At 57.4% G+C, this 11,790-nt stretch carries 4 protein-coding genes; all 4 read right to left on the bottom strand.

Annotated elements, in window-relative coordinates:
• Positions 1–2: 2 nt before the first annotated feature.
• Positions 3–3,380, bottom strand: coding sequence for a VCBS repeat-containing protein (locus tag RUDLU_RS0110705; RefSeq protein ID WP_019988377.1), 3,378 nt, complete (start codon positions 3,378–3,380; stop codon positions 3–5).
• A gap of 11 nt (positions 3,381–3,391) precedes the next feature.
• Positions 3,392–6,832 (bottom strand): VCBS repeat-containing protein, encoded by a 3,441-nt coding sequence (locus RUDLU_RS0110700; protein ID WP_019988376.1) that lies wholly within the window; start codon positions 6,830–6,832, stop codon positions 3,392–3,394.
• Between the two features lie 5 nt (positions 6,833–6,837).
• Positions 6,838–10,083: a VCBS repeat-containing protein gene (locus tag RUDLU_RS27300; protein ID WP_044129412.1), complete on the bottom strand. Its 3,246-nt coding sequence runs from the start codon at positions 10,081–10,083 to the stop codon at positions 6,838–6,840.
• A 132-nt stretch (positions 10,084–10,215) separates the two neighbouring features.
• A complete protein-coding gene (locus RUDLU_RS0110690) occupies positions 10,216–11,769 on the bottom strand; it encodes a RagB/SusD family nutrient uptake outer membrane protein (protein ID WP_019988374.1) in 1,554 nt (517 codons plus the stop codon).
• Between the last annotated feature and the right edge of the window lie 21 nt (positions 11,770–11,790).

Here is an 11,790-nt window from a genome sequence, read left to right as displayed (position 1 = left end):
GGCTACTGTTTATCAGCAGAGCGCAAAGGCCGGAAAACCTGCATAGGGGCCCCGTTGCGCGCTACCAGAACCAACGGCCCCTGCCCCGTACGGACGTGGTTGATCGCCCGGATTTCGCCCCGGAGTACCAGACCGCTTTCGGTGGGGAGCACGGGTGTAAACTTGCCTTTACCGTGGTTGCGCAAGAGCAGACCGTAACTGGCGTCGTAACGCCCCTGATAGGTGCTCACACTGTAAAAATTCCCACCCAGCAGCACGTCGACCCGACCGTCGCCTGTAACATCCTGCACATCAAACGCAAAAATGGGCGCGGTTTGCGCCAACACGGGCAGCTTGTGTATCCGAAACCGCAGCGACTTGTCCGACTCGGTGCTCAGGTTCTCAATCCACACCGACTCAAAGGTATTTACCTCCCGCATTCCGTCTTCGGGCAGTTCCGATGACTCGAAAATCTCCTCCAGCGTTTTGCCCGAAAAATCGCGGTAATTGTCGAAACGTTTGTTCAGAAACGGCAGCGACTTCCCCAATTCATCTTTGGTGGCTACCGGATACCACTTGTTCTGATACCGGTAGGCCATCACCTGATCGAAACGAGCACCTGAGTTGGTGTAGTCGCGGGCGTATAGCCGCACGGCCCCGTCGGTTCCGCGCCGGAATTTGGTGTTTTGCCCCAGGTTTCCGGCCAGAAAATCCATATCACCATCGCCGTCGAGGTCGGCGGGTTTGAGCGTTTGCCAGAACCCCACGGCCTGCGCCAGTCCGGTATCGTCGGCTTCGGTCAGGTTGCCGCCCTCATTTTTGTACACCCGAATTGGCCCCCAGTGCCCGGCCGTAACCAGGTCGGGGTCGCCATCGCGGTCGAGGTCATGCCAGAACGCGTCGGTGAGCATACCGCCCTGTTGCAAAGCCGGGGCCCGCCGGGCGGTTTGGTCCGAAAACCGCACGCGGCCATCGCGCCCTTTGCCTTCGTTGATCAGCAGAAACGACGGGGGCGACTGCCCGTACCGGAAGCCCACCACCCGGCCCGCCACAAACAGGTCGAGGTCGCCGTCGCGGTCAATGTCGGCGGCTGCCACACTGCTTTTGTTGGCGTGCAGGGAGGGCAACGCGAGCGAATCTTTCCGGAACCGGCCCGCCCCATCGTTCAGGTAAAGCCGGTCGAGCAGTTCGGGGCTCTGCCCGGTAAACTCATTCCCCCCCGAAACCACGTACAGGTCAGCATCACCGTCGCCGTCGGCATCAAAAAACAGGCTCCCTACGTCTTCGCAGTTGGCGTCGGCCCTGAACGCGCTCGAATCAGCGCGGAAGGTACCGTTCGGTTGCTGCACAAACAGGCAACTCGTTTGGTGGCGGGCCCCACCCACAAAGAAATCGTCGAGCCCGTCGGCATTGACGTCGGCTACCGATAACCGAGGCCCCTCGGTCGACACTTTGAAGGGCAGCAGGGGCTCGCGCCCGAAATCGAAATACATGTTTTCAGCGTGCCGGAAGGCCACCTGCGCGCTGTCGCCCTCGGCAAACAGAGGTTGGGCCGGGGGCCGTACTGGGTTGGCAATACCCGGCCGGGCGTTGGTTTGGGCGAGCGTCAGGGTTTGATTGGCCTTTACACCGGTCATAATCTGCCCGGTACCATCGGGCCACAGCACCCACAGCGAGTCCACGGTATTCTGACCGCCCAGCCCGAAGGTCAGGCGTGGCTCCACCGACGACATAAAGCCGCGCGTCGGGCTGTTCTGTTGCAGCAGCAGTCCTGTTTGGGTTTTCAGCACCACTTTGGCACCTACGCCAAACCGATTGGCGCCGGTGCCGACCAGGTTTATTTGCAGGAAATGGTTGCTTGTGAGGGTATTGGCGCGGTTCTCAAAAATGCCTGCCGGGCTGTTGATATTGTTGGTGATTAGGTCGAGGTCACCGTCGTTGTCCAGATCGGCGTAGGCGGCTCCGTTGGTGTAGCCTGTTTCGGCAAAGCCCCAATCGAGCGACTTATCCACAAATTGCAGGCTATCTGTGCCTTTGTAGAGGTACGGATGCACACGGCCGTCGGGCATTTGCGCCAGGGCTTCGCCGGAGGCATTTTGCCCAAACGTTTGCGACGAAATGTACTTGAGATATTCCAGGTCGTTGGGTCGCCGAACAATGCCGTTGGAGATAAACAGGTCTTTGATTCCATCATTGTCGAAGTCGGCCAGCAGGGGAGCCCAGCTCCAGTCGGTAGCGGCTATTCCGGCCATGAGCCCGATGTCGATAAACCGCTGCCCGGCCATACTCAGTTGCAGGCAGTTGCGGGTGTACTGGTTCATGTACCCGTACGTGAGCTTGTACTGGTAAATGTCGAGTGGGTCTTCGCCGTTGGAGGCCTTCTCTACGGCCGGGTCTTCGGGGTACATATCCACCGAAATCACATCCTGAAACCCGTCGTTGTTGATATCGGCTACGTCGTTGCCCATTGAAAAACGGCTCGTATGCCCAAACGCTTTCCGCACTTCTTCCCGAAAACCGCCTTTCTGGTTGTTGACATAGTAGTAATCGTCCTCGTGGAAGTCGTTGGAAATGTACAGGTCCTCCCAACCGTCGTTGTTGATGTCGGCCACGGATACCCCAAGGCCGTAGCCCATCACGGTAGCAAAGATCCCGGCCTGTTCGCTGACGTCGGTGAAGCCATTGGTGCCTCCGTTGTTCCGAAACAGGTAATCGCCCGATTCGCGGTTGCGGATGAGCCGCGTGCGCACATGGTCGTAACTGCGAGAGGTGTGTACGGCGTGATTGAGCAGAAAACAGTCGAGGTCGCCGTCGTGGTCATAATCAAAAAAGGTCGCCTGTGTCGAGAATCCGGCAAAGTCGAGCCCGTACTCAGCGGCCCGTTCGGTAAACGTCGGAATACTCACTCCGTCGGGGCCTTTGGGTCCGGGGCCGTTGTTGATGTATAGCTGATTGGTGCCCTTCAGCCCTTTGAACTGACTCACGGCACAGACGTAAATATCCAGCCAGCCATCGCCGTTTACATCGGCCACGGTGACACCGGTTTGCCAGTCGGCCTTGCCGTTGTCGGCATTGGCCTTCTGGGTTACGTCGTCGAACCGCATTCCGCCCCGGTTCAGATACAACTGGTTGGGCTGTTGGTTCGAGACAAAATACAGGTCGGTCTTGCCATCGTTGTTAAAATCCCCGGCGGCTACCCCCCCTCCGTTGTAGAAGTAGAGGTAATCCAGAATCGAGAGGCTGTCGGTTTCGTGGAGCTGATTTTGGAAACGGATGCCGGTCCGGGTCGAGTCGAGCCGGGCAAACAGGCTGTCTTTAGCCGGTTCGGAGCCGCCTGAACAGGCCGACAGTAGAACTGGCAGCCCGACGATTAACCCGAGAAAAATGCGTAGTTGGGTCATTTGGTTGAGTCTTACTTCAGCCGGGAGATAAGTTGGGCCCGGTCATTGTTTTTGGCCAGTGCAATAAACTGCTTGCCATTGGCCCCGCGCACGGGCAACATCTGACGCACTTGGCCGCGCACCATAAAGCCGGTTTGCTCAGGTCGGGTGGGCTTAAACTGAAGCTTGCCGTTGCCGAGCAACAACAGGCCGTAGTTGGCATCGTACCGGCCCAGTTCGGTCAGCACATCGAAGAAGTTGCCGGTCAGCAGGAGGTCGAGGTGGCCGTCGCGGTTGTAGTCGTCGACCAGAATCGCGTGGATGGGCGAGGTTTGGGTCTCCAGCGGCAGGGCCTGTAGTCGGAACGCACCGTTACCGTCATTGATAAGCAACGAGGTAGCCCCGGTATGCACTGTCCGGACGGTCATGCCTTCGCGTTGGCCCGCATTGAAAATGGCTTCAAAGCTGGCGTTAGCGTAGTCGGTGTGCTTAATGTACTGCGTTTTAATGGAGGGGATACGCTTCTGCAAATCGGGTTTCTGCACCATCACGCAGGGTCGGCGTTCCCCGTCCTGCGTGGGTCGGTAGCAGGTCATAATCTGCTCATAAGCTCCGTTACGGTCAAAATCGTTGCCGTAGAGTTGGGCGGGCTCGTCGAGGGTAGCCGTTAGTCGGGAGTTAAGCCCGAGGTTACCCACCACAAAATCCAGGTCGCCATCGCGGTCGAGATCGGCAGCCTGAATGCTGTTCCACCACCCACCCGATTGATCCAGCACATCGCTCTCTATGCGTTCGAAGCCCTTGCCTGCTTTGTTTTTCAGAATCGTGATGGGCATCCAGTCGCCCACCAGCACCAGATCGGGGAAGTTGTCTTTGTCGACATCGGCCCAAACGGCGTCTTTCACCATCCCGATTTCGTCGGCAAATGGGATCAGCGTGGCTACGTCGTTGCGGAAATTGCCTTTGCCGTCGTTCACCAGCAAAACCTGCGGTGGATTTTTGCCGTACTGACCGGGTACCTGCCGCCCGCCCACAAACAAATCGAGGTCGCCATCGCGGTCGAAGTCGGCGGCTTTCACACAGGAGTTGGCTACCTGCGTGCGGGCCAACCGGCGGTCCCAGACAAAGTTACCGGCCCCGTCGTTGATGTACAGTCGGTCGAGTAGGGGGCCGGGGTCATCGAACTCGTTACCCCCCGTGGCTACGTACAAGTCCAGGTCACGGTCGCCGTCGGCGTCGAAAAAGGTCGCGGCTACGTCCTCAGAGTAGAGCGCATCGAGCAGGAAAGGCTGTTTTTGGGGTTCAAACGTACCGTCAGGTCGTTGGCGCATGAGCACACGGGGCATATCAACGGCCCCGCCCATAAACACATCGTCGAGGCCATCGCCGTTCACGTCGCCCACGGCCAAGGCAGGCCCCTCGCGCGACAGCATCTGTTTCAGCAACCCGTCGCGGTTGTAATCGACAAACTCATTTTCGCGGTGTACGAGGCTGAACCGGGCTGGCTCGGTTACGTCAGCAAACCAGCTTCCGCCTTTTTGGGGCGCTACCTGAAGCGGTACGGCGGGGGCTGTTTGATCGGCATTCGTGTAAGCGAGGGTGAGAGTTGTGTTGGCTTTGGGTTGCCGGATGACTTGCTTCCGATTGTCAGGCCAGATCACCGTCACCGAGTCAATGGCGGGGGAGTCGCCTAAACCGAACACCATTGTCAAGTCGACCGACGACTGGAAACCCCGGTTGGGCATTTGCTGTAGATACTGGGTTTGGCCGGGCTGATGAAGGAAGACCTTCGTGCCGATGCCGTTGGGGTTGCGGGCGGTACCAGCCAGTTTTACGCGCAGAAATTGCTTTTTGAACTGCTCCACGGCCCGGTTTTTGTAAATCGAAACGGGCGCATCGTTGTTGTTGACCACCAGGTCGAGATCGCCGTCGTTGTCGAGATCGCCATAGGCTGAGCCGTTCGAGAACGAGGGGGTGTCGAGGCCCCAGGCTTTAGCTTCGTTGGCAAACTGCAACCCGTTGGCTCCCAGATTCCGAAACGCGTAGTTGGGCAGGGGCGTGGAGCCCATTTTGTTGACGTACTCTTTGTAATCAAACTTTTTGGTGCCCTCAATCATGCTCTGCAAGTCGGGGTTGTCGGCCAAAAAGGCGATAAAATCCTGATCGGTCAGGTCTTTCAGAATCCCGTTGGCGACAAACACGTCTTTCAGGCCGTCCATGTCCATGTCGAACAGCAGGGCGCCCCAGCTCCAGTCGGTCGCGTAGGTGCCCGTCATGCGCCCGATCTCCGAAAACGTACCGTTGCCGTTGTTCAGGTGCAGCATGTTGCGCGAGTCCTGATGGTAAAAATCCCGCGACTCTTTCAATTGGTTCAGCTCGTAGCTATCGAATGACGTGGTGGTTTTGAGTCGGTAATCATTTTCAGGCATCATGTCGGTCACGAAGATGTCCAGATTCCCGTCGTTGTTGATGTCGGCTACATCGGCACCCATTGAGGCCAGACTGATGTGGCCCATCTGGTTCTTGCTGTCTTCCTTAAACGTGCCGTTCTGCTGGTTGATGTACAGGTAGTCGCGCTCGTAGAAGTCGTTGGAAATATAAATGTCGGGCCAATGGTCGTTGTTCACATCGCCAATGGTAATACCCAGCCCGAAGCCAATGAGCGAACCGTAAATGCCAGCTTCCTCGGAAACGTCGACGAAAAGGGGCGATGAGGGCGCTTCGGGCGATGCGTTCTCCTTGCCTCCTTTCTTTCGTTCCTCCAGCCTATTTTTGAACAGTTTATCGCCCCCCAGCCGGTCGCGGATGTCGCGGGTGTTGGCAAAACCGAGCCGGTCCATGGGGGTAAAACTGTTGTTGAGCAGGTACATATCGAGGTCGCCGTCGCGGTCGTAATCGAAGAAGGCCGCATGGGTCGAAAAGCCCCCATCCAGTAGCCCGTACTCGGCGGCTTTCTCCACAAAGGTGGGCATGGCTACCTCGCCGGGTTTGGCCGGGGTTTTCACGCCCTGATTGATGTACAGCTGATTGCCGCGCTCGTCGCGACTGCCCGAGTTACACACGTAAATGTCGAGCCAACCGTCGCCGTTCACGTCGGCCAGCGTTACCCCCGTCGACCAGAATTTCTTGCCGCTGATGCCCACCGATTTGGTGGCGTTTATAAACTTGATGTCGCTTGTACCGGGTTGGGTATTGTTGAGATAGAGCTGGTTATCTTCAAAGTTTGACGTCAGAAACAGGTCGGGTCGCCCGTCGTTGTTCACGTCGCCAATGGCTACTCCGCCCCCGTTGTAGAAGTTACGGTAGTTGAAGATGTTAAAGTTTTTGCGGTCTAAGCTCCGGTTGGCAAAGTCGACGCCGGTTTGGCCCGCGGGCAGGCTCTCAAACAGCGTTGGCCCGTCGGTTCCTCCGCATCCGATCAGTAGGGTGGTTAGGGCTACTACGCCAATCCATTTAGGGAATGAAGTCAACATGGGTTTTACTGTCCTTTGTTCAGTACGGTGATTCCTTTGCCGTGTGTGCTAATAAAGAGTTGGTTACCGGCTTGTTTGGCGTCGCGCACGTCGCCCTGCACAAACAAGCCGGTTTGGGTCGAGGGCAGTTCGGCAAACTGCCAGTTTCCCCGGTTGGTCAGTACCAGACCCCGGTTGGCATCGACCTTACCAATGCGCAACCGAAACTGACTGTTGTTGCCCACCAATAGTAGGTCGGTCTTGCCGTTTCGGTCGAAATCGTGGGCTACAATCCCGTACACCGGTGCCGATTGCGCCAGTATGGGCAGCGCATGGGGTACCAGCTTGCCGTTGTTGTTTTCGAGTACGAGGGTCTGTACCGTTGTGAGTTGTTTTTGCCCACTCTGCTTCAGTTGTTCGGGGTCGAAGCAATCGGCAAGGGTAGCCCCTGCGTACAGTTTGTAGCTTGTAAATTTCCGGCGTAACACGGGCAGCTGCTCGCACAACTCATCGCGGGAGTAAGCCGGGTACACCCCGTTGCCCACGGCGTAGTTCATCACAAAATCGATGGTGCCGTTGGCGTCAAAATCGTTGTAAACCAAGGTGGCAGGCTGCTCGCTAGACGCCCGGATGGGTGTGTTCAGGCCCAGATTGCCCACAATCAGGTCGTCGTCGCCATCACCGTCGAGGTCGGCCTTTTCAAGGCGGTTCCACCAGCCAGTCAGGTCATCGTACCGTTGAGCCGCTTTCGGGTCGAACGTGCCGCGTTGGTTGAGTAGCGTCGTTACCGGCATCCATTCGCCCACCACCACCAGATCGGGCCAGCCATTGCGGTCTAGATCGGTCACGGCAATGTCAGAAACCAGACCCAGGTCGCCCAGCGATTGCTTGCGGAAGCGGGCTTTGCCGTCGTTGATGAGTAAAAACGTTTCGTCGGATAGCGGGAACCGGTACGGCTGAATCGACCCGCCCACTACCAGATCCAGGTCCCCGTCGCGGTCCAGATCGAGTGCTTTTACGCAACTGCTGTTGGCGGTTTCGGCCGGTAACGGGGCCGGTACAAACTGCCCCCGTTGGTTGAGCCAAAGCTTATCCTGCCGGCGTTCGGGCTCGCGCACGGCATACCCGCCGTTGACCACGTACAGGTCGAGCGTGCCATCGCCGTTCAGGTCGGCCAGCAAGGCATCCTGATTGGTGTTACCCTCCAGTCCCGGACTGGCGAGTCCCGAAATCGCAACGGGTTTGAAGCTGCCGCCCGATTGGCGAAACAGTTGCCCCGGTTGCCGTGCGTTTCCGCATACAAACACGTCAGGTTGACCATCGCCATCGATATCGCCGGTGGCTATTCGTGGGCCGTTGGCGCTGTACTGCATGGGTAGCAAGACCTGCCGGTCGAACGCGTTGATAGAATCGGGGCGGTGCGTAAAGGGTACAGCCGGACCGGCCGTAAACAGGGGCGCTTGGGTTGGGGCCGTGGGCTGCGGGGCCGTGGCTGCTTTAGTGTACGACAGGGTCAGCGTTTGGTCGGGCTTGACCGCCGGGAGGGTTTGCGACCGGCCGTCGGGCCAGCGCACCGTCACCCGAACCGGCTCACCCGAGTTGCTCAGACCAAACAGCAGTTTATCGTGGCTACACGATTCAAACCCCCGCGTTGGGAAATACTCCTGCACCTGCGTTTGCCCGGCCCGCTCAACCGACAGGCGGGCCCCTATGCCAAACGGATTTTGGGGTGGCCCCTGTAGCCGAATGCTCAGATAATGGTTTTGGGTGCGCTCCCGGGCATGATTGCTGTACACGCGGGCCGGTTCGTTGATGTTGTTGGTGATCAGGTCGAGGTCGCCATCGTTGTCCAGATCCGCGTAGGCGCACCCATTCGATACGGTGGGCTCATCGAACCCCCAGGCTTGCTGCTGATTACTGAATGTCAGGTCGCCGTTGTTACGAAAGATGTAGTTTTTTGAGCGGGTACTGGGCATCTGCTTAATCTGCTCCAGCACCGGCATCGACTTACCTTCGGCATCATCCGAGAATTTGACAAAATCGGCGTCAGTAAAGTCGCGCAGCACCCCGTTGGTTACAAATATATCTTTGAGGCCATCCAGGTCGTAATCGGCCAGCAACACACCCCAGCTCCAGTCGGTAGCGGCTACCCCCGCCAATTGGCCCAGTTCGGCAAAGGTGCCGTTGGGCTGTTGAATCTGGAGCATATTCCGCATATTCTGATGCCAGAAGCCGTTGCGAAGTTGAGCCTGGTACACATTCCAGTTATCGGGCCAGGGTAGGGTTTTCTGACGCTCGTTGCTCTCGGGCATCATGTCGAGCGTCATCAGATCGGGGCGGTTATCGTTGTTCAGGTCGGCCACGTCAGCGCCCATCGATGAGTACGAGGTATGCGCAATCCGGTCCCGGAGTTCGTCGCGAAACGTAGGGCCATTGGAGCCTGTTGCCCCCTGATTGATGTAGCAGTAGTCGTCTTCGACAAAGTCGTTGGTGACGTAAATATCGGGCCAGCCGTCATTGTTCAGGTCTGATACGGCGCAGCTCAATCCAAAGCCGAGTGGATTGCTCCGGATACCCGCCTGTTCCGACACATCCACAAAGCGGCTGCCGTCGTTTCGGAATAGTTTGTCGCCCGCGTTTGCGTCGCGCTTATTGCGCATCACGGCGGCCTCCTGCCGTTGGTAGTTCGAGAGGTTATGATTGATCAGGAAACAGTCGAGGTCCCCGTCGCGGTCATAATCAAAAAAGGTAGCCTGTACCGAATAGCCCCGGTCGTCGAGTCCGTATTGGGCTGCCTGTTCGGTAAAGGTAAGGTCGTGATTGTTGATGAAAAGCTGGTTTGGCCGCTCGGCCTCGGGGCGAGGTCCTGAGTAGCAGACGTAGATGTCGAGCCAGCCATCGGCATTTACATCGGCGAGGGTGACGCCGGTTTTCCAGCCGCCGGGCCGCCCGGCGATGCGCGCTTTGTCGGTTACGTCTGAAAACGCCAGTTGATTGGAGCCGGGTTCGGTCTGGTTGAGGTATAGCTTATTGCCAACCTGATTGCCCGTAAACACAAGGTCGACCCGGCCGTCGTTGTTCAGATCGCCAGCGGCCACACCGCCCCCATTATAGAAATACTCAAACGCAAGTACGTTTTCCCCCTCTGTTTCCTGTAGTTGATTGGCAAACGTGATACCGGTCTGTGCCGGGTCAGTTTTTTCAAATAACGGTGTCTCCGTCGAACAGGCGCCCAAAGCGAGCAACGCACTCAACAAACATAGGTTTTTCATTACCCGTTAGAACGTCTATCGCCCATGATAAGTGCAGCCAACCGGGCAGATTCTTGCCCTCCTCGGTTAGGTTAGAATGCAAACAGCAGCCCTTAACGAGCTGCTGTTTGCGAGAGTACAGATTCGTTACGCTTAGTAACCGAAGTTCTGCTTCAGGTTCGGGTTGGTATCGATGGCCTGCTGCGGAATCGGGTACACTACGCGGTGCGGGGGTGTAGCCGTTGGCTTCTGGTCGAACGGGTTCAGGAAGGTACCGAACCGGATCATGTCGTTCCGGCGCCAGCCTTCCCAGTACAGTTCGCGACCACGCTCAGCCAACAGAGCCGCTTCGTTCACGCTCGTCAGGTTCGAAGCACCCCGAGCTGCCCGAATCTGGTTAACCAGACTGGCTACCGTAGCACCACCTGTAGCCGTACCACCACGCAGGATAGCCTCAGCTTTCATCAGGAGTACGTCGGCGTAACGGAACATAACGTAGTCGTTACCGCTGTTATCGATGTCGGTTGGATCGGGGAAGTATTTAACAACCCGGATACCCATCCGCTCGTTAGCATACAGCAGGTTTACGTCAGGCGTAAACGCCAGCGGAGCACCACCTCGGTCGGTCAGCGGACGGCCAGCGCCGTTTGTCTGCTGACCTGCGAGGAAACCAGCCCGAAGACCCAATACATCGGTCATACCAGGGATGGTAGCACCCCGGCGCTGGTCATTGGCTTCGAAGCTGTTGTAGAAATCAGCCAGAGTCGTAAAACCATTCCAGCCCGATGGGTTCTGGTTGTAGTGCAGCGTCATGTAGAACCGGTTCCGGGCGTTGGCCGGAGCAGCTCCTTTGTCGTTCCGCAGGGCAAACACCAGCTCCCGTGAGAGTGTTGTGTTGTCCCAGTGGAAGTTGTCGAAATACTGGCCTGATGGCTCCAGCGCGAACGTGCCTGAGTTGATGATCGCATCACAGTTAGCAATCACCGCGTTCATATCTCCCTGAGCGAAGGTGTAAGGACCCTGTGGCTGCTGGGGGTTCTGCACAAACACCGCTTTGTTCAGCATCACTTTGGCCATCAGGAACTGACCGGCGGCCCGTGTTGCTGTTGTCTGCGACGCATTGGCTGTGGTAGGCAGGCCTGGAATAGCCGCAGTCAGATCGTCAACGATAAACTGTGTGGCTTCAGCCCGCGAGAGTACCCGTGGGTTGGTGTCAAAGCTGGCGTTTGCTTCACGGAAAGGTACCTGACCGTAGAGGTCTACAATGTGGTACATGAAGAACGCCCGCAAGAACCGGCCCTGTGCCAACACCGAAGGGTTGCTCTGGGCCGCTGCGATCAATTCCGTTGCCCGGAAAACACCCGTGTTCAACGTGTTCCAGGTAGCTACAACCTGGTTGTGGGTAGCGTCCCAGGTGTGCTGGTGCAAACGACGCCAGGTACCAAAGTCGTCCCAGTCAGTACCACGGGTTGGTCCCATCATCTCATCCGATGAGTGCTCACCCATGGCGTAGGTGTTTGCCTGGTCGGCCAGGCCATTCAGCTGACCGTACACACCACTGAGCAAACTGGTCAGATCGACCTGAGCGCCCGGACGTTGTGTAACGTCAACAGGCTGACCAATTACTTTATCTTCCAGGTCCGTACAGCCTACAGCAGTAAACGCCAAGGTAGCTGCAATGACAAGAGTCAAGTTGGAGGTTTTCATTTTTTGTTGTCGTATTTGAAC

It is taken from the genome of Rudanella lutea DSM 19387 (genome assembly GCF_000383955.1).
Lineage (GTDB): Bacteria > Bacteroidota > Bacteroidia > Cytophagales > Spirosomataceae > Rudanella > Rudanella lutea.
The sequence above is the reverse complement of the archived record's forward strand: the minus strand, read 5'-3'. Positions and strand labels throughout refer to the sequence as shown.

What these genes read in the sequence shown, in the direction of transcription:
- RUDLU_RS0110705 (WP_019988377.1), bottom strand. Translation starts at nt 3,380, where the DNA reads ATGACCCAACTACGCATTTTTCTCGGGTTAATCGTCGGGCTGCCAGTT.
- RUDLU_RS0110700 (WP_019988376.1), bottom strand. Translation starts at nt 6,832, where the DNA reads ATGTTGACTTCATTCCCTAAATGGATTGGCGTAGTAGCCCTAACCACC.
- RUDLU_RS27300 (WP_044129412.1), bottom strand. Translation starts at nt 10,083, where the DNA reads ATGAAAAACCTATGTTTGTTGAGTGCGTTGCTCGCTTTGGGCGCCTGT.
- RUDLU_RS0110690 (WP_019988374.1), bottom strand. Translation starts at nt 11,769, where the DNA reads ATGAAAACCTCCAACTTGACTCTTGTCATTGCAGCTACCTTGGCGTTT.